This window comes from Herpetosiphon geysericola, assembly GCF_001306135.1.
Lineage (GTDB): Bacteria > Chloroflexota > Chloroflexia > Chloroflexales > Herpetosiphonaceae > Herpetosiphon > Herpetosiphon geysericola.
On sequence record NZ_LGKP01000035.1, the window covers coordinates 546061 to 564393 of the forward strand.

Here is an 18333-nt window from a genome sequence, read left to right on the forward strand (position 1 = left end):
AGCAGATTATGACCTATTGGTTTCGAGCTATGCTCTGGACAGTATTGGGCGTTATTACTAGCTGTTGCGTGTTAATCGGCTTATTCAAGCTGCTTTCTGGGCAACGTACACTCAAAGATATGATGATGGCACCGATTGTTATTGACGAACCCATGGATGAGTGCAGTATTTCAGCAACACGAAACTTTGTTATAGCGACGACGATGCTTGGTAAATGGGAGCAAAAAATTTATAACCTGAAGACTGGTGACGAAATTGAGTATCCTGCTGCTCCTGATCTCGAAGGTTATGGTGAAATCCTGGGTTGGATTAATGATCCAACCCAGGATGCTTTCTTCGTAGAACCGCACTGGATGGTTAATTTAACCACAGGAGTTGTATCGAAAACCAAAACGCTCGGTTGGGAGCAGGATAATTATTGGTGGGCATCGCTTGTAATTCCTGGTGATGGCGAAGTCTATTCAAAATCGCCTGATCAGCAGTATGTGGCTGGTTCTGGCTCGATTTATCGAGCAACTAACGCAGATCCTCCCTTAGGCGAGGTCGTTGTAGACTCCTCATTTGGTTTGACTGAGCGATGTATTAATGCCTGGGAGCCAGATAGTAGTGGCTACTACTTTATTGATGTTAATTCACGCTTCAGGGTGAGCGGCCCATTGCACTTTGTCAGAAATCCTGAGCGCTAGCGCGGCTTGAACATTCTGCTTAACTGGCATACATACCAAGAAAGGAATGAATTATGGCGATCACAATTCAGCGGCTTGGGGTGGGCGACGAGGCGATTATTCAGCAGTTGGCGCTTGATGATGCGCTATTTGGGCTTGAACCTGATGATGATCAGCCATTGATTGCGCTTGACGATCACGCTGCCCGCCAGTTTTTGGCCAATCCAGCGGTCTTGTATTGGGTGGCACGCGAAGCCGAAGTGATTACTGGCTTTTTGTATTGTTTGGTCGTGCCGCTGCGTTCAGGCGCAGGCAGCGAAGTTTTGCTCTACGAAATTGGCGTACATCATCAGTGGCGCCGCAACGGCATTGGCCAAGCGCTGATCCAAACCATGGAAGCATGGATGGCTGAGCATGCAACGAGTGCAGTCTGGGTGCTGGCCGATAATCCAGCTGCTACGCTGTTTTATCAGGCCTGTGGCTTTGCAATCGAGGAAGAACAACCAACCTATCTAGTTAAGAACATAGAGCATAGAGCATAGAGCATAGAACATAGCATTTGGGGATCAGGGGTCGGGGATCAGATTTTAACGCAGCGGCGCAGAGAGATTGTGGTCATTGGCTATTGGAAACTAATCTGAGCCAATCTGTGCAATCTGTGGCTAAAAATCAGCCCTTCGTGTCCTTCGTGGATCAGATTTTAACGCAGAGGCGCAGAGGGATTGTGGCTATTGGCTATGTCCTATCGGAACATTATTCGTGCAATTCGTGCAATTTGTGGCTAAAAATGTTCATGGCTATCGGCTTTGGGTCAGCAACAACATAATCTCAAAAATCTGAGCCAATCTGTGGCTAAAAACATTTATGGCTATAGGTGATAGGCTGTGGGTTAGCGGAAGATTATTGGTGGAATCGTGGAATTTGTGGCTAAAAACAGCCTTTGCGCCCTTTGTGTTCTTCGTGGTTTCAGCCCTTCGTGGATCAGATTTAACCCAGAGGCGCAGAGAACCAAAGGATGAGGGATGAAGCCTATAGCTTATAGCCAAAAGCCTCATCCCTTCCGTGTGCTTCGTATATTCCTATCTGGCCCCTCGCTTACTGCCGCCGAGCGCGATTTTTAGCGGCCCGCAAGCGTTCAATCGGATCTTCTGCTTCGTCAATGGCCTTGGTAGAATTTTCTGGTTTGCTTGGCAATGGCGTGGTTGCTGGATTATCCTTGGGCTTGACTTCGCGCTCGCTTTTATCGCTGAACATTTGCTGGCGCGCACGGCCCTTGGCCCCTTGCAAACTGCTCATGGTGGCGGTTGGCACAGCAGCAGCGGTTTGGCGTTCTTTGCGGGCTGCTTGCAAGGCCGTAAAATCTTTGCGCCGCAAATTAAGCCGACGAGCTGCAACATCAAGCAGCAGCAAAACCAGCGCCGCAAACAACAAGCCCAAATCGATTGGCGTAGCGCGGCGGACTGCATCGAGCGTATGATCGAAGGCTTGGATTGGCTGGCTCAAACTGCGGCCAGCAGTGGCCTTGGCCAAGGTGCTGAGCAATTCAGGGTTAGCTTGGCCTTGGCGATATTCAGGCGAGTAGGGCACAATCAAGCCCAAGGTGCGAGCAAAGGCTGGCTTACCATTGGCATCATTGCCAACAACCTGAATCAAATAGGTGCCAGCAATGGGGCTTGCAACCCGTGCCCGATATTGGCCCGGCCCAACTTCGACCAAGGTTGCGTCGATAGCCTCGCCCGTTGGCCCAACCATACGCGCATTGACGTTCATTGCAGTTTGGGGAGCGCCCTGCTCGTCGTTGGCCACAATATCAATTTGCACATCGCTGCCAATCAATGAAGCTTCGCCGCTCACACTATCGTTGCTGATGCGTGGCAAAAGCCAGCCAACCAATTGGGCTGTGAAGCGCGGAAATTGATCCCACGTCACCCAATTGCTGGCCCACTTGCCCTTGAGATCGCTCGTCCAGGCGATGCTCCGGCCTAGCCCATATTGCCATTGAGCCAAGATTGGTGAGCCATCGCTGGCCGTTAAAATAACTTGAGCGTTATCTTTTTCGACAGTGCCGTTGTAGCCCAACAAGCTTGGCAAGCCCTCTTGCAAATCGGCTAGCACTGGGCTATCGCCAGCATAGGCTGGGGTAAATTGCTCCTCGACGATGTAAGTCCCAACTGCTTGAATCGTTTCTTGCAAGAAGATTTGGGGTACTTCTTCCATCACGCGGGCTGGATAATAGCGTCCGCCGCCAAGCTCTGCGTAGCGCTGCAAGGCGTTATCCGAACCATTACCTGCTGCAACGACCGAGAGCGTGATGCCATCTTTGTTCATATTTTCGGCAATATTGCCAATATCGGTGGCATGGCCCCAGCCGTCAGTCAACAGAATCGCATGTTTGATTTTGGCATCGCTTTGGCGCAATTGCTCGTAGGCGGCGTTCATGCCGCTGACCACGTTGGTTTGGCCGCTTGGTGGCACCGGAGCCAGCGCCGCTACAACATCATCTTGGCTCGGTACTTTATTGAGTTCAATCGTCCAGTGAGCTGCATCATCAAAGGTTACAACGCCTAATTTATCGTCTTTGCCCAACACCGATGCTGCTTGGGCTACCGCTTCTTTGGCAATGTCGATCTTGCGCGTGCCGCCACCCTCGCGGGCTGCCATATCGCCACCATTACAGTGACAGGCATCCATACTGCCCGATTTGTCGATAATAAACACCAAGGCAATGTCTGGGCGTTGCTGGCGATTACGCACGTCCATGCTTACTGGCAGCGCTTCTTCGATTGGCGTTGCGGTGTAGCCACCAACCCCAAAACTTTGGCGTCCGCCGATCATGGCCAAGCCCCGCCCAAGGTCGCCAACATACGAGCGCAGCAATTTTTGGGTATCTTGGTCGATGTCGCGCGCAGGCACATTCAGCAACAAAATCGCTTCATAATCGCTCAGGGCTGCTAAATCGGTCGGCAAGCCAGTTGCTGGCACCACCACGGGCACTAAATTGGCTGCTTCGAGGGCTGGACGCAGTGCGCTAGCATCGCCAACTTCGCCTTCAACAAGCAACACTTTGGGCGGGCCACCAATTTGCACCAGCGAAGCCGCCACATTATTTTGGGCACGAGTATCGTTGGTTGGCACAACTTGGGCGCTATAGCGATGAAAGCCTTGATCCTTGACAACTAAGCTGGTGGTAAAGCTCGTCGTGCCAACTGGCAAACTAATCGCTTCTTCCAACACAATTTGCTCATCAGCCCTCCAACGTAATTGAGCTGATTGCGCCGTGTTGCTTTCGATCGTGGCAATCAGCTGTATCTCTTGGCCAGTGCGTGCGGCAGAGGGAGCGCGAAACGCGCTAATCGCCACTTCAGGGTTGCCTTGCTCGATGCCGGTTGGCACAATATCGATTGGCACATTGCGGCGTTGCGCCAGCGGAACCATCTCCAAGGCGCGGCCACTGTTCTCGCCACCATCGGAGAGCAACACCAAACGTTTTTGGGTATCGGCGGGGAAGAGCGCCAAGCCTAGTTGCAGCGCCTCGCTAATGTCGGTGCGGGCAGCGATTGGCACCGATTGAATTGTGCCTAGGCGCTGAATATCCGATGGCACGCGCTCAACCAAGGCATTCTCGCCAAAGACCACGACCGCCGCTTTATCGCCTTCTTGCATACTTTGGAGCGCTTCAGCAATAAATTGCTCGTTGGTAGAGCGTTGGCTAGGAGCGATCGAATCGGAGCTATCGAGCAAAAACACTGTGGTCAAATTTTGAACTGGTTGGCGCACTTGGGTTCCCGCGAGGCTGCCGATCAAACACAGCAGCAACAGCGTGCGCAAGCCAAGCGCCAACCAGCGGCGTTGACCGCTGCGGCCACGGCTGTTGAACCAGCCCAAGAGCCATACCAGTGGCAACGCCAGCAAAAACCATAGATATTCTGGTCGCACAAACGAGAGCATAACTTCACCCTAGCAAGGCCAAATGCCAACGGCATCGGGAGCCTCTCCATGAACAGCCTGCCGAGCAAAAACGCTGGGCGGTTGAATGTTACGGTTCAATTAGATTTCAACTGGATACCGCAGTTGTAGATCGTCGCCAGCAACGCCGCGAATGCCCCAATTGTGGGCTGGCGTTTCAATCAGCGTAATTTCTACATCCTGCGCTTGAATGCCATGTACTTTGGCAATTTCGAAAAACAAGCCTTGGATTAAAGCTTTTTTAGCGCCAATGCTGCGTCCAGCAAAACAGCTAATTTCAATAATCAGATAGTTGCTTGAGCGATCAGCTGGCATCAACCAATCATCAGCTGCCATTGGAAAAAAGCGTTGAAAACGCTTATTGGCTGGCAATTGAAAATGCTCAACCATGCAGTTATGAATGGTTTCGGCTAAGGCCGCCTTGATTGGGTTGAGGCTAGTGGCTAAGCCATAGATTTTGATTTGCGCCATAAATCCTCGCTGTTTTTTAGGCTGCACTACGGCGGGCATTCCACCAAAGTTTGAGCCGTGTCAAGGCGCTGCGTTGGGCAAAAACCCATTCAATCAAAACGAAAATTAATGCTGCCAAGGCCAACCAACGCCACCATTCTTCGCGGCCAGCTTTGGCTTGGGTGGTTTCGCTTGAGCCAACTTGGCCGCCGCCAATTTGGGCCACATCAAGCACCTGCACTGGTGTGATTTTGGCTTCGCTTTCGCGATAGGCGTTCACGACATAACGTTGGCTGCGAGCAACGACACCATCATTCAGCAATTCGACGCTATAAATCCCAGCTTGCTTCAGCAAACTGCCATCGAAGCTAATTAAGCCGTTGTTTGGCGTTGCTTCGTGGGTTTCGCCATTAGGCTGAATTAGCCGCACGCCGCTAATATCGTTGGTTACGGCAAAGGCCAATTCTTGGTCGGGCGGCAAAATCGCTGAATCGCCACCAGTGCCCGGGGCCAAGTAGCCAACCAAGTTGGCAATCAATAAGGGAAACGAAATATTCAAGGGCAAATCTGAATCGTGGGTGTCAAAGCCTAGCACTGCAATCCGCCGCCCATCAACTTCGCCAGCAATCAGCAATGGGCCTGCGGCGCTATCGATGACGGTATGTGCCCACGGTGCGTTTTCAATCCGCGCCGATTTCAAGATGTTGACCTCGCCAAGTTCGACGTTGCGCAACAACGGGTCATCAGTTGGTGCAGGGCGCGGCACTGGCCGATCCAAGCTACCAGTAACCGAAAAATATTCGGTTGAGCGATAGGGCGCGATAAACAGCAAGTTGCCTGGTGGCAGTGGCTCTGGCAAGCTGGCATCAAGAATCGTCAACAAGGCCGTGTCGGTGAAGGTCGCAGTTTCAGTCAGATAGGCCGAAACTTGCACCCGTGGCATCAAGCCCAAGGCCGTAGCCAAAAAGCGATTGCCCGGGGTGACAAAGCGCACGGGAATTGCATCGCTTGATGGTCGAATCGCCCATGCTACATCATCGCTGGGCAAGCTATCGCTGCCATCAAGCCGCGCCTCGACCGTGCTGGCAGTTGACGGCACATCGATATTGACAGTTTGATCTTGGCCAGGCAGAATTTCCAAGTCGTAGGCGTTGAACAAGGTGCCATCAAGCGTTACCAACAAGCGGCGGGTAACTCGTTCTTGGCCTTGGTTGGTGACGCGGGCAAAAAAGGTGAGCGTGCCAGGCGCTAGCTCGTTCAAGGCAATTGCCGCAATCGCTTGGTTATTATTGCTGCTGCCAACTGGAAAATAGCGAATTTTGGCGGGCAAAGTTGCGCTCATTGGCACGGTCACTTGGCCGTCGGTTAAAATTGCTACCTCTGATTCTTCTTCGCGGGCGGCCAAGGCACCAGCCAAACTCAAAGCTTGCGACATATCCGAGCCGCCGCCCAAGCGCAATTCGATGCCTTCGATCGCGTCGCGAATTTCGCGGCGGTCGGTGGTGGCGGCAGCAGGCACATCAAGCTCGCCGCCGATGGCCATAATCGTGGCGCGTGCGCCATCAGGCAGTTGGTCGACCAAGCGAATCGCCTCGTTTTTGGCAGCTTCAAGCCGATTGGCCTCAACATCGGTTGCGCCCATCGAAGCAGAGCGATCGATAATCACAATGAGATTTTGCCCACTAACCCCAACGGTTTCGCGGAACGGTCGCGCAATTGCAAACGCCAAAAGCAACGCAATCAGCAATTGTAGCCAGAGCAACCAATTGTGGCGCAGGCGTTGCCAGGGCGCGTTGGCCTCAACATCGCGAACCAATTGATTCCACAAAAAGGTTGAAGAAACCGTCCGTTCTTCGCGGCGCAGGCGCAAAATGTACATGGCTACAATCCCAGCCAAAACCGTACCACCTGCGATAAACATTAATGGTGCAATGAATCCCATAACTATCTACTCACTCTGCTAGCTGCGCATCAGCATGATATTGCGCAAATTGTTGCAACGCCATCTGCTGATCGGCTGGCGATTTAAAGGCTCGCTTGGGAATAACAACCACCCGATTGTTATGGCTAATCAAAAGAATATGCTCTGCTTCATTCAGCATCGTTTGAATAAAATTCCATTTGAAATCACTCATAAAGCACTGATTGGTTTCTTGAATATGATTTGCATCGCCTAAAAACGTTGTTGGCAGTTCAAAGGTAGCCTGTTCATAGCGATAATTCTTTTTCAAAAAATCTAAAGTAAATTCACGCATATCACGGTGATTGTAAATAATCCAACCACTCAGTAAAATTAGGCCAAGCACAATTAACCAAACAACCAAATGATCGACTTGAATCAGCGCAGCAATAAAGAAAGCAATTGTGCCAGCGCCTAAAACATACAGCAATAATTCATAATAGCGATTCAAATTAAGTGATTGCTGATAGCGTGGATTATGCTTATACAGCGCTAAATTGGCTGCTTGATAATCATTAAAATCAAGCTGATACTCTAATTCAATTGGTTGCATTGCTCAACTTTCAGGCTAGAACATATGATTTAGCGCACAATTTGGCGTTCGCGTAGAACCGAAATCAACAATGATTCTAAGGGCAAGCTGGTATCAACAAAAATATAGTTGATGCCGCGGGTTGTGCAAAAATGCTCAACTTCTTCGCGCCATGCTTGCAAGCGTTCAACATAGCGTTGCAATAAATCGAGATCTGCACTAATATCGAGTGCCTCGCCACCTTCAGCATCGAGCAATTTTAAATCGCCCTCGAATGGTGGGTTTAGCTCGTCTGGTGAGAGCACATGCAGCACAGTTATCTCAAATGGACGGCGGCCAAGTGTGCGCAAGGCTTCTTCCCAATCGGGCGTGAGCAAATCGCTACACAACAACAGTGGCCCAGCGACTCGCGCGGTTTGCACATAGCGGCGGCTGGCTTGCAACAAGCTGGTGTTGCCGTTGCCTTTGAGTTGGCTGAGCAAATTGAATAAGGGTGGCACGCCTGCCCGCCCACGCCCAGCAGGAATCCGTTGCTCATTGCCGCCGCCAAAGCTGGTCACTTGGGCGCGATCAAGGCTGGCTAAGGCGATGTAGCCCAAGGCTCCCGCTGCTTGAGCAGCATAGCGCAGCTTGTTTGGCTCACCCCAATCCATCGAAGCGCTGGTGTCGATCAACAAGTGGAGCGTAATTTCTTCCTCGGCTACAAACAGCTTGAGGAAGAACTTCTCCAAGCGGGCATACAAATTCCAGTCGATTTGGCGAAAGTCGTCGCCAGGCGTGTAGGGCTTGAAATCGGCGTATTCAACCGATGAGCCACGGCGGGGCGAGCGCCGTTCGCCTTGCATCTGGCCTGCAATATTGCGGCGCGTCAGCAGCGCCAAACGATCCAATTGTTTTAAGAATTGTGGTTCAAATAGCGCTGCTTGTTCGCTCATGTCAACGTCTCCACACTCAACCAACGATTATTGATTTTGGCTTGCCAAGGTTATTGCTGCATCGAAGCCTTCCATTGGGTAGGCTCCTGGAATGATGTAGTTGCCAATGAAAAAGGCTGGCGTGCCAGTTGCTTGGGCAGCGACGGCCTCGGCGGTTTCAGCGTTAACTTTAGCTAAGACTGCTGGGTCTGCTTGGCATTGGGCAAAGGTTTTGCTATCCAAGCCCAATTCTTCTGCATACTTGAGCATTGTTTTGGGCGCAAGGCTAGGATCAATGCCCCACTCGCTGGCGCGCACAAACAAGATGTCGTACATCTCCCAGAATTTGCCTTGATCCATGGCGCAGAAGCTGGCAACTCCTGCTGCTGGCGCTGAGGTATGGCTTTCGACGGCGATATAGTTGCGGAATACATAGCGCACTTTGCCTGTGTCGATATATTTGGCCTTCAGGTCAGGAAAAACCGACACATGATGGCGCTGGCAGAATGGGCATTGGAAATCGCTATATTCGACAATCGTCACTGGCGCGTTTGGATCGCCCATTGAGCGTTGGTCGTCGGCGGGAATTTGGGCTGGCTTGGCCAACGGAATAAATTCGCTGGCAATGCCCAACGTATCTTTGGTTGGTGGTGGCGCAGGCGTTGATGGCACAATCGTTGGCCGAATACTGACTTGACGGCCTGTATCAGCTTCGTAGCTGCCACAGCTGGCCAAAACGAGAGCCAAGATGATTAGGGCAATACGGCGGGTCATGCTTCTTCCTTAATTGATTCCAAAATGCTATTGACGATGCTTTCGCTGTTCACTCCCTCAGCTTGACCCTCAAACGACAAGATAATCCGGTGGCGCAGAGTTGGGGTTGCCATATCGCGCAAATCGCGGTAGGCCACATTGGTGCGGCCATCGAGCAAGGCGCTAATTTTGCCAGCCAAAATCAAGGCTTGCATCCCCCGAGGGCTGGAGCCATAGCTAACATAACGTTTGACTTGCTCTGGGGCGAGCGCACTATCTGGGTGGGTTGCGCTAATAATGCGGGCTGCATAGCTCAAGACATGGGTGGCAACCGGCACCGAACGCGCCATCTGTTGCAACTGAATCAAGGTCGCGCCATTAATCACTTTTTGCGGCTTGGCTTGATCAGTGCCAGTGGTGCGTTGGGCAATTTCTACCAACTCTTGTGGTGATGGAAACGGCACATTAATTTTGAAGAAGAAACGGTCGAGCTGTGCTTCGGGTAGCGGGTAGGTTCCTTCCATTTCGAGCGGGTTTTGGGTAGCGAGCACAAAGAATGGCTCTTCGAGCTTATAGCTGGTGCGGGCCACACTGACCGTATGTTCTTGCATAGCCTCAAGCAGCGCCGATTGCGTTTTTGGCGTCGCCCGGTTAATTTCATCGGCCAGCACAAGGTTGGAAAAGATCGGCCCGCGTTGGAAGCGGAACTCTTTTTGGCCTTGTTCATCTTCGGCGATGATCGTCGTGCCGATGATATCAGCAGGCATCAAGTCGGGAGTAAACTGAATCCGACTGAATTGGCAATCGACAGCATCAGAAAGCGTCCGAATTAGGGTGGTTTTGGCCAAGCCAGGCACACCTTCGAGCAAGGCATTGCCGCCTGCAAGCAAGGTAATTAATGTTTGGCGGATCAAGGCGCGTTGCCCTACAATCACTTTGCCTATTTCAGCCTCAATTGCAGCGGCAGTGCGCCGAAACATCTCAGCATCGCGTTCAGTGTATTGCATCCAAACTCCTTATCAACAAAAGGCTATAGGTCTCTGAATCATAGCTGATTCAAGCAAAAACCTATAGCCTCGAACCTAAAACTCTTGCTCTTCGCTACGTGAGTTGTGTTGTGGCATAAACCAACAGAGCAATTGTGGTGAGCAAAAAGCCCATCCAGCCGAGCGCAGTAGCAGCAAACGAAATCGTCATTGCACGTTGGCTGATGTTGAAGCGTCGCGTCGCGACCAACAGGGTCCACATACCGCCTGCAAGCAGGCTAAGAAACACGAACTCAAGGGCTAGAAACATAGAATCCTCTTACTGTTCCAATTGGTTAAAGTAGTCACGGATAAAGTTCTTCAGTTGTGGTGGAATGTATCCGCTATCCACAGCCCGACCTGCCGATTCTTGGTAGTTCGGGTTGGCTTGATTATAAGGTACTTGCGAGCCATTGGCGATTCCAGGCCCGGTGCTACCACTTGGTTGGCTTGGGGCACTGCCGCTGCCATTGGGCTGGCCAGTCACATTGCTTGGGTTATTTGGGTCGCCTGGTTTCCAAGGTTGGTAGACCATGCCTTTGTCGTTGCCAGTGCCAGGGAAGCTGCGGTCGTTGCGGCCTGTGCCATTGCCACTGCCATTGCTGTTGCCGCTACCAAGATTCCCTGCTTGGCTGCCACCGCCACCACCAGCACCATTGCCTTGACCTTGACCTTGACCTTGGCCTTGACCTTGACCTTGACCCTGACCTTGGCCTTGACCCTGACCTTGACCTTGACCCTGACCTTGTTGACCTTGCTGACCTTGCTGGCCTTGTTGACCCTGCTGACCAGCTTGCTGATTTTGTTGGCCTTGTTGGCCTTGTTGACCAGCTTGCTGATTTTGCTGGCCTTGTTGACCAGCTTGGGCTGCTTGGTCGCGGCTATTTTGAACTTCGCTCAAGGCTTGTTCAACGCCTGCTTGATTTTGCAATTGTTCAGCGCTTTGGCTGGCTTGGCTGCTGGCTCGTTGCAAGGCTGAGCGGGCATCGGCAAGATTGCCATTGCGTAAAGCGCTCGCAGCATCGCGCAACGATTGGGCCATTTCTGGGTTGGTTGCAGCAGTTTGGTTGGCTTGTTGCTCAAGCGCATTCGCCAATTGTTCGCGCTGCTCAGGAGTCATCTTTTCTGCATCTTGGGCTGCTTGTTCCAGCTCTTTAGCTGCATCGCTGGCCTCTGGGCGTTGCTCTTGGCTAGCTCCACGCTGGTTTTTGAGCGCTTGGGCTAGCTCTTGCAACGAGGCTTGACGAGCGCTGGCCCGTGAATCCAAGCGCTTTTGCAGTTGTTGCTCGGTACGCGAGATTTTCGCTAGCGCATCTTCGCGTGAGCCAGTATTTTCGCGCAAATCCTTGGATAATTCCGCCAATTGGCGATCCAATTCGGCGCGTTCTTCTGGCGAAAGTTTTTCGTCTTTGGCAATTTCTTGGCGTGTTTCATCAATCCGATCTGCAATTCGTTCGAGATCGGTTTTGACTGCTTCGCGTTCAGCTAAAACATCGCTTTGCAGATTCGGTAACACGGCAGATGTGATGCCCAGCATTAAAAATAATGCTGCCAAGCCCCACCATAAGCGATGTTTGCGCGGCGGAGCAACCCGAATATCCTTGGCATTGGCATTGCGGGCTTTGTCGAGCGCATCGTTATATTGCACGTCGTCGAGTGGCCCGCGATCATCGCGTTTGTGCAATTCGAGCGCAGTTGATAGGCGTTCGCGCAAATCAAGCTCAAGGTCGCTACGTTGGGCGATGCGGCTGCTTGATTGTGGGCGCAGGGCTACGACCAATAAGGCAACTAGCCAAATTGCAAAAGGAACTAATGACCACAATGTCCAGTTGGGAATCGGGAAGAGCCGACCTGCGACTTGAATTAAAGCAAAGCCAAGAGCAGGGAGCCAAAATGTGCGACTCAGCCATTGCAATGTATCGGCAAGGCGTAAGCGCCGCCCGAATGGGCGTAGCAGATGAACAATCTCGGTTGGTTGTGCCATACCTAATCTCCTTCGCCGCATTATACACGACTCATGTGCTGAGCGAGATTAATATTTGGCGACAGTCACTTGTACCTTAGCTGCCGCTGACAATTGCATATAAAAAGGGTATCGACAGAAGCATAACGACAAATAATGCGGCTGAAATTTTGTCTGACAATCGTTCCATTGGGAACCCCCTTTGTGTTTGCCTATCAATAGAACGTCAACCATGCACAGATTGTTCCACGCCCTATCCTAGAAGATTTGCGCTGCTATGAGAATGATGCAAAGCTGATGAATATGTGAAGCAGGGTATAATAGCGACGTTTGGTTTCAATTTGCAATGAAAGGGTTTTACGTGAAACGGATTTTGCTTTCGACGCTGGTTGCGGTGAGTTTGGTAGGCTGTGGTGCGATTGAGCGGCCTGAAAACCCAACTGCTGTGCCAACAAGCGCATCTGCAACAACTGGGGTCGATATTTCAGATGTTTCGCCAGTTATTCCGGCTTTGCCTGCTGGCTTAGAAGCCAAGCAAACGACAAGTGGCTTGCGCTATGTTGATATTGTGGTTGGCACTGGCCCTGAAGTAATCGCTGGCTCAACCGCTGAAGTCTATTACACTGGCTACCTTAAGTCAGATGGCTCACAATTCGATTCAAATGTTGGTGAACAACTATTTCCGGTTCAAAACGTCGGTAGTGCGATGGTTATCGATGGCTGGAACGAAGGTTTGGTTGGCATGAAGCAAGGTGGCAAGCGCCGCTTAATCATTCCTTCGGCACTTGGCTATGGCGCACAAGGGCAAGGGGCAATTCCTGGCAACGCCGATTTGGTGTTTGATGTTGAGGTCGTTGTCGCTCGTTAGGATAACAATCAGTTCTAGCATTTTTAACCACGAAAAGCACGAAGATGGGCTATCGAGTTTGGGGTATTTCAACCAAAACTCCGATAGCCCAGAGCCTAGAGCCACAATTTCTCTGCGCCGCTGCGTTTAAAGACTTGATCCACAAATCGCCCGCAGGTTAATTTTTTTGCCACAGATTAGCCCAGATTATGTTCCCATAGCCAACAGTGTAATGGTTCATCACATTAACCACCATCGTTCTTTTCCACCCTTCCGTCCCGCCAGCGGGAGACGCAGGGGTCTTTAATCCCCCCTGTACCCCCTCAAGGACAATTCGTGACCGAACCGCATCTGTTGATGACCCTGCGGATGGGTGGTGGACAGCGAAAACCGATCCTCGATGGGGTTGCGATGCGGGAATGCTGCGGTTGCTCACGCAATGAATCAGTACAGCTATGTTCTATGTTCTTTGCTCTATGCTCTTTTGTGAACGCCGATGAAACACATCGATCACTAACACTAAGACCAACGAGATTGCGCCAAGCAGTAAGGCAGCGCTATAGGCTCCAGCATATTGACGATCGTCGAGGGCGCGGAAAATATAGACGGTTGCTGTTTCAGTTCGGCCTTGAATCCCGCCGCTAATCACCAACACCGCCCCGAACTCGCCCAAGGCGCGGGCACATGTGAGGCCTAAGCCATACAAAAAGGCCCAACGCAAAGCTGGAAAGGTTACTAAGCGGAAGGTTTGCCAGCCACTTGCGCCCAAGGTTGCGGCGGCCTCTTCTTGTTTGCGGCCAAAGGCTTCGAGCACCGGCATCAATTCGCGAATCATAAATGGCAAGGTGACAAACAAGGTTGCCCAAATCATACCTGGTAGCGCAAAGGCAATTTGCCAGCCCATGGCTTCGGTCAGCGGCTTAAGCACACCGTTGCGGCCAAAAAGCACAATCAGGGTGAAGCCAACAATCACTGGCGACATGGCAAATGGCAAATCGAGCAAGCGATTGATCAGTGCTTTGCCCATAAATTGATGGCGCACCAAAACCCAAGCCACCAGCGTGCCAAAGATGCCATGAATCGCCACCACCACCAAACAAATGAGGATGGTCAGGCCAAACGAGCGTAGCACATGCGGGTGCTGCAAGGCCTCAAGCATCGCAGGCACACCTTCGCGAAACGCACCAAACACAATCGCACCCAACGGGGCAATGATCAAGATGCCCATATAGCCCACGACAATGCTAATTAATAGCCATTTGCGCCAGTTCATGGCTGTACCTCCTGTCGTCGACGACTAAGCCAATCAACCAAGGTCATCGTGCCAAGCGCAATTGCCAACATCACCAACGACATAGCGCTGGCATTGCGTTGGCTGCCCGATTCTATTTCGCCATAGACGTAAATGGCGGCAGTTTGCGAGCGCAAGGGAATATTGCCCGCAACCACCACAATCGCGCCAAATTCGCCAATCGCGCGGGCAAAACTCAGCAATGTGCCCGAAACCAAGGCTGGCATGAGCGCTGGCAAGGTGACGCGCCAAAAAATTTGCCATGCTGGCGCGCCTAAAGTGGCAGCAGCTTCTTCACTCGACCGATCAAGGTTGATCAAAACTGGCTGAACTGAGCGCACCACAAAGGGAAACGAAGTAAACAGCAGCGCCAAAATAATGCCTGAGGGAGCGAAAATCACCTTCCAGCCAAGGTGCTGATCGAGCCAGCTGCCAATCGCTGCTTGCGGCCCATACAAAATCACCAGCATCACGCCAGTGACCAAGGTCGGGATTGCAAATGGCAAATCAACCACAGCATTGAGCAGCGTTTTGCCGGGAAACTCATAGCGTACCAGCACGAAGGCGGTTAATAAACCCATGACGGCATTAATCAACGCCATCACGAGGCCTGTCCAAATGGTGAGCCAAATGGCATGGCGGGCAATCGGCGAGCTAACCACACTGGTGATCGATTCAACGCCAGCGCCCAATCCATCGACGACTACCACAATTAACGGCAATACCAAAAACACTGCCAAATAGGTTAAGGCAGCGCCACGGATACTCCAACGACCCCACGGTAACCGTGGGGTCGTGCGTTCAATTGTTTGAGTCGTCATTGCTGTACCTGCGCTAGCACTTTGGCATAAACGCCGTTATCGCCGAAGTATTCAGGCGTGGCTTTGCTCCAGCCGCCAAATTCATTGATCGTAAATTGATCGCTGATGGCGGGATAGCGCTCAGCAGTGGCTTTGGCAACATCAGCATCGACCGAGCGCAAGCCAAATTCAGCAAACACTGCTTGGGCTTCACGGCTGTGTAAAAACGTGATAAAGGCTTCGACTGCTTGGCGATTGCCATGTTTTTCAACCGACTTGTCGATCAAGGCAATTGGGTTTTCGATCAAGATGGTTGATGATGGAATGACCATTTCATATTTTTGGCCGCCTTTTTGGCCAACTAGCACTTCGTTTTCATAGGTGATTGCCACATCGCCAACGCCTTTTTCAAAGTTGGTGATGCTTTCGCGTGCGCCTTTGTCGAACACCACGACATTTTTGAGCACGCTGGCCAAGAAGGCTTGGGCGGCTGCTTCGTCGTTGGCTGGCACACCAGTGACGTGACCACGTTTGGCTGCCCCATACAAAGCCAAAATATTCCATTGGGCGCCGCCGCTGGTGCGTGGGTCGGGAGTTAAAATTTGCACGCCAGGCTTGGCCAAATCAGCCCAATCTTGGATGCCTTTGGGGTTGCCTTCGCGCACTGCAAAGACCACAACCGAGGTGCTGACCATGCCCGAATGCGTGCCAGCTTTCCAATCGTGAGTAATCAGGCCTGCATCGCTGATGCGGTTAATATCGGCTTCGAGCGAGAGCGCTGCTACATCGGCCTCAAAACCTTCAACGATCGCCCGTGATTGTGCGCCAGAGCCTTGGTACGATTCTTCAAACTTGACCTCGCCGCCAGTATCGGCCTTCCATTTTGCTTGGAACAGTGGAATCAATTTGGCATAGGCTTCGCGTGGCGTAGTATAGCCGCCCAAGGTGATGGTGGTAACTGCGCCATTGCCGCTGGTGGTAGTTGGGCTGGCGTCGCCACATGCTGCCAACAACGCGACGATTAACAAGCTCAATACACTAAAATGTAAGCGTTTCATGCCACTGTCTCCAAAACATTCAAAGCCAGCCGTTCAGGCATTGGCTGAAGATAACTTGAACGAATAATCAAAACTGGAACGCTGAGTTGGCTCAAAAGTGGGCCAACCACGCTGCCAAGGTCGTAATTGCTGCTGTAGGCTCCCAGTGGCGCGCCAACAATTACCAGATCATAGCCCCCGCGTTTGATCTCGGCGTTGATGGTTTGCGCGATGTTGCCAACCAGCACTTTGCTATCAGTCACAACTTCATGGCGCCGTAAACTAGCGGCGCTGCTTTGTAAAAATCGCTCGAGGCGGTCAATATCGTTGGTTTGGGTTGCTACCGAAATCAAGGTGGCGCTTGCGCCCACCGATCCCAGCAAGCGTCCGGCAAACGCTACATCTTCTTTGCTTGGTTCGCCATCGCTCAGGCAAATTAAGGCTTTGCTGCATGCTTTGGCTGTTGGTGGCACAAGCAACACATGCTGTTGGGCCACGCTTAACAATTGGGTTGCATCACGCTCTGCGTTGCGTGCTTCAGTGCCGAGCACCACGATATCGCAGGGTTCGTGTTCGGTTTCGCGGCGCACAGTTTCGATCAAACTGGTGGTTGATAAACGGGTTTGCAGATGCGGCAAGCCAGCGCCCAGTTGCTCGCGCACTGCTTGGATGCGGGTGCGCAATCCAGCTTCGTTGCCATCGCGGGCCACAACCGTTGCTCGAGCATGAGCCAAACGGGCCAAGTTGCCACCAATATTCAAAGCTGTTTCAGCCACTGGCTGGCTATCGGAAATCATTAAGACATTCAGGCCGCGTTGACTGAGCGCATGCAAACGCCGCACGCCGATCCACAGTTGATCGCCGCTATGAATTGGCAAATTACGGGCTTCATCTGGATTGCGCAGGGCATCGATCAAAATTGCATGCTCGCCAAAAGGCCGCACTGGCGCAATCGAGTGGACATCGGGCAAGGCTGGCAAGCGCAGGCGAATCCGTTCAAATGCTCCAACAAAGGTTTGGGTTTCGACCGTGGCTTGGCCCAGCGATGGTGAGCGCAACGCAGCTTCGGTTTTTGCCAAAACCACATCTTCTGGGCGAATCACGACTTGCACAGCGGGATGCTGCTCGGCGGTGCTTGAGGTTTGCAGCGGGAAGGTCATCGACCCAACTTGCACCCCAACATCATTGCACTGACCAAGCAGCACATTGGCGCTACCAAGGAAGGTTGCGACAAATTCAGTTTGTGGGCGTTGATAGAGTTCATTGGGTGTGCCAACTTCGAGCAAACGGCCCATATTCATCACGCCGAGGCGATCGGCTAATTCAAAGGCTTCTTCTTGATCGTGGGTAACGAAAATCGTCGTAATGCCCAGTTCGCGCTGAATGCTGCGCAAATTGCGGCGCAAATCGGTGCGAATCTTGGCATCGAGCGCACCAAATGGCTCGTCGAGCAGCAAAACTGCTGGGTTGTGGGCCAAAGCGCGGGCTAAGGCTACCCGTTGTTGTTGGCCGCCAGAAAGTTGGCGTGGCAAGCGTTTGCCCAAGCCTGCCAAGCCGACAAGTTCTAATAATTGGTCGCGACGTTCGCTGCGTTGCTTGCGCTCGACCTTGCGAATGCGTAAGGCAAATTCAACATTTTCGGCGACTGTCATATGTTCAAACAGGGCATAATTTTGAAAAACAAAGCCCACATCGCGGGCCTGAGGATTCAAATCAGTCACATCGCGGCCATGGAGCACAATCCGGCCAGTATCGACCGGAGCCAAGCCTGCGATCATGCGCAAAATCGTACTTTTGCCACTCCCGCTCGGCCCCAGTAGCACAAAAAACTCAGCATCGTGAATTTGCAGTGCCACTTTATTGACCACCGCATGTTGCTCGTAGCGTTTGGTCAGTTGATCAAGCACAATCGACATCGCACCCTCCTTATGGTTCCAAGCATGTTCCAGCTATGTTCCAATTCGGTTCCAAATTGGCTAACTGGCGCGTCGTTGGGCTAGTTGCCTGTTTGATCGATCAACCGAGCGCATCCGTGGGTGATGCTGCTAGGCGGGTTGGCCATACCGCATAGGCCTGCCAATTCGATCAACACTGTGGTATTGCTAGCTACTCTTATCATCGCATCCACCG

16 protein-coding genes are annotated in these 18333 nt (G+C 52.0%); 3 read left to right on the forward strand and 13 right to left on the reverse strand.

The window, feature by feature from the left end; translation table 11 throughout:
• Positions 1–8: 8 nt before the first annotated feature.
• Both SE18_RS23150 and SE18_RS23155 read left to right on the forward strand, forming a co-directional pair.
• Positions 9–686, forward strand: a complete 678-nt coding sequence (locus SE18_RS23150) for a hypothetical protein (RefSeq protein WP_054536840.1) — start codon at positions 9–11, stop codon at positions 684–686.
• 53 nt (positions 687–739) lie between these two features.
• Entirely contained in the window at positions 740–1207 is a 468-nt protein-coding gene (locus tag SE18_RS23155) for a GNAT family N-acetyltransferase (RefSeq protein ID WP_054536841.1), read from the forward strand.
• 553 nt (positions 1208–1760) lie between these two features.
• Here the strand turns inward: SE18_RS23155 and SE18_RS23160 are convergent.
• The 9 genes from SE18_RS23160 to SE18_RS23200 form a co-directional block, all read right to left on the reverse strand.
• A complete protein-coding gene (locus SE18_RS23160) occupies positions 1761–4613 on the reverse strand; it encodes a VWA domain-containing protein (protein WP_054536842.1) in 2853 nt (950 codons plus the stop codon).
• A gap of 99 nt (positions 4614–4712) precedes the next feature.
• Complete coding sequence (locus SE18_RS23165; protein WP_054536843.1) at positions 4713–5102, reverse strand: tautomerase family protein; 390 nt, start codon at positions 5100–5102, stop codon at positions 4713–4715.
• Positions 5103–5118: 16 nt separating this feature from the next.
• Positions 5119–7023, reverse strand: coding sequence for a VWA domain-containing protein (locus tag SE18_RS23170; RefSeq protein WP_054536844.1), 1905 nt, complete (start codon positions 7021–7023; stop codon positions 5119–5121).
• A 10-nt stretch (positions 7024–7033) separates the two neighbouring features.
• The gene (locus SE18_RS23175; RefSeq protein WP_054536845.1) at positions 7034–7594 is read right to left on the reverse strand and encodes a YcxB family protein; all 561 of its coding nucleotides are present in this window, start codon (positions 7592–7594) and stop codon (positions 7034–7036) included.
• A 29-nt stretch (positions 7595–7623) separates the two neighbouring features.
• Entirely contained in the window at positions 7624–8508 is an 885-nt protein-coding gene (locus SE18_RS23180) for a DUF58 domain-containing protein (RefSeq protein ID WP_054536846.1), read from the reverse strand.
• 27 nt (positions 8509–8535) lie between these two features.
• Positions 8536–9261 (reverse strand): DsbA family protein, encoded by a 726-nt coding sequence (locus SE18_RS23185; RefSeq protein WP_054536847.1) that lies wholly within the window; start codon positions 9259–9261, stop codon positions 8536–8538.
• Positions 9258–10247, reverse strand: coding sequence for an AAA family ATPase (locus SE18_RS23190; RefSeq protein WP_054536848.1), 990 nt, complete (start codon positions 10245–10247; stop codon positions 9258–9260). The genes SE18_RS23185 and SE18_RS23190 overlap by 4 nt, the downstream gene beginning before the upstream one ends.
• A gap of 94 nt (positions 10248–10341) precedes the next feature.
• Positions 10342–10536 (reverse strand): hypothetical protein, encoded by a 195-nt coding sequence (locus SE18_RS23195; RefSeq protein WP_054536849.1) that lies wholly within the window; start codon positions 10534–10536, stop codon positions 10342–10344.
• A gap of 9 nt (positions 10537–10545) precedes the next feature.
• On the reverse strand, positions 10546–12249 hold the full coding sequence (locus SE18_RS23200; RefSeq protein ID WP_054536850.1) for a hypothetical protein: 1704 nt from the start codon (positions 12247–12249) through the stop codon (positions 10546–10548).
• Positions 12250–12589: 340 nt separating this feature from the next.
• On the opposite strand from SE18_RS23200, the gene SE18_RS23205 reads away from it, so the two are divergent.
• Complete coding sequence (locus SE18_RS23205; protein ID WP_236706946.1) at positions 12590–13096, forward strand: FKBP-type peptidyl-prolyl cis-trans isomerase; 507 nt, start codon at positions 12590–12592, stop codon at positions 13094–13096.
• Positions 13097–13535: 439 nt separating this feature from the next.
• On the opposite strand, the gene SE18_RS23210 is transcribed toward SE18_RS23205, so the two are convergent.
• The 4 genes from SE18_RS23210 to SE18_RS23225 are packed head-to-tail and all read right to left on the reverse strand — an operon-like array spanning position 13536 to position 18119.
• Positions 13536–14348 carry a sulfate ABC transporter permease gene (locus SE18_RS23210; protein WP_054536851.1) on the reverse strand — a complete coding sequence of 271 codons (813 nt, stop codon included), beginning with the start codon at positions 14346–14348 and terminating at the stop codon, positions 13536–13538.
• Positions 14345–15187 (reverse strand): sulfate ABC transporter permease subunit CysT, encoded by an 843-nt coding sequence (gene cysT, locus SE18_RS23215; protein WP_054536852.1) that lies wholly within the window; start codon positions 15185–15187, stop codon positions 14345–14347. The genes SE18_RS23210 and cysT overlap by 4 nt, the downstream gene beginning before the upstream one ends.
• Positions 15184–16224 (reverse strand): sulfate ABC transporter substrate-binding protein, encoded by a 1041-nt coding sequence (locus SE18_RS23220; RefSeq protein ID WP_054536853.1) that lies wholly within the window; start codon positions 16222–16224, stop codon positions 15184–15186. The genes cysT and SE18_RS23220 overlap by 4 nt, the downstream gene beginning before the upstream one ends.
• Positions 16221–18119: an ATP-binding cassette domain-containing protein gene (locus SE18_RS23225; protein WP_054536854.1), complete on the reverse strand. Its 1899-nt coding sequence runs from the start codon at positions 18117–18119 to the stop codon at positions 16221–16223. Before SE18_RS23225 ends, SE18_RS23220 begins: the two co-directional genes overlap by 4 nt.
• Between the last annotated feature and the right edge of the window lie 214 nt (positions 18120–18333).

Bases quoted from the DNA above. Each gene is read 5' to 3' on its own strand.
- SE18_RS23180 (WP_054536846.1), bottom strand. From the start codon at position 8,508: ATGAGCGAACAAGCAGCGCTATTTGAACCACAATTCTTAAAACAATTG.
- cysT (WP_054536852.1), bottom strand. From the start codon at position 15,187: ATGACGACTCAAACAATTGAACGCACGACCCCACGGTTACCGTGGGGT.
- SE18_RS23190 (WP_054536848.1), bottom strand. From the start codon at position 10,247: ATGCAATACACTGAACGCGATGCTGAGATGTTTCGGCGCACTGCCGCT.
- SE18_RS23170 (WP_054536844.1), bottom strand. From the start codon at position 7,023: ATGGGATTCATTGCACCATTAATGTTTATCGCAGGTGGTACGGTTTTG.
- SE18_RS23160 (WP_054536842.1), bottom strand. From the start codon at position 4,613: ATGCTCTCGTTTGTGCGACCAGAATATCTATGGTTTTTGCTGGCGTTG.
- SE18_RS23210 (WP_054536851.1), bottom strand. From the start codon at position 14,348: ATGAACTGGCGCAAATGGCTATTAATTAGCATTGTCGTGGGCTATATG.
- SE18_RS23155 (WP_054536841.1), top strand. From the start codon at position 740: ATGGCGATCACAATTCAGCGGCTTGGGGTGGGCGACGAGGCGATTATT.
- SE18_RS23200 (WP_054536850.1), bottom strand. From the start codon at position 12,249: ATGGCACAACCAACCGAGATTGTTCATCTGCTACGCCCATTCGGGCGG.
- SE18_RS23220 (WP_054536853.1), bottom strand. From the start codon at position 16,224: ATGAAACGCTTACATTTTAGTGTATTGAGCTTGTTAATCGTCGCGTTG.
- SE18_RS23195 (WP_054536849.1), bottom strand. From the start codon at position 10,536: ATGTTTCTAGCCCTTGAGTTCGTGTTTCTTAGCCTGCTTGCAGGCGGT.
- SE18_RS23150 (WP_054536840.1), top strand. From the start codon at position 9: ATGACCTATTGGTTTCGAGCTATGCTCTGGACAGTATTGGGCGTTATT.
- SE18_RS23175 (WP_054536845.1), bottom strand. From the start codon at position 7,594: ATGCAACCAATTGAATTAGAGTATCAGCTTGATTTTAATGATTATCAA.
- SE18_RS23165 (WP_054536843.1), bottom strand. From the start codon at position 5,102: ATGGCGCAAATCAAAATCTATGGCTTAGCCACTAGCCTCAACCCAATC.
- SE18_RS23185 (WP_054536847.1), bottom strand. From the start codon at position 9,261: ATGACCCGCCGTATTGCCCTAATCATCTTGGCTCTCGTTTTGGCCAGC.
- SE18_RS23225 (WP_054536854.1), bottom strand. From the start codon at position 18,119: ATGTCGATTGTGCTTGATCAACTGACCAAACGCTACGAGCAACATGCG.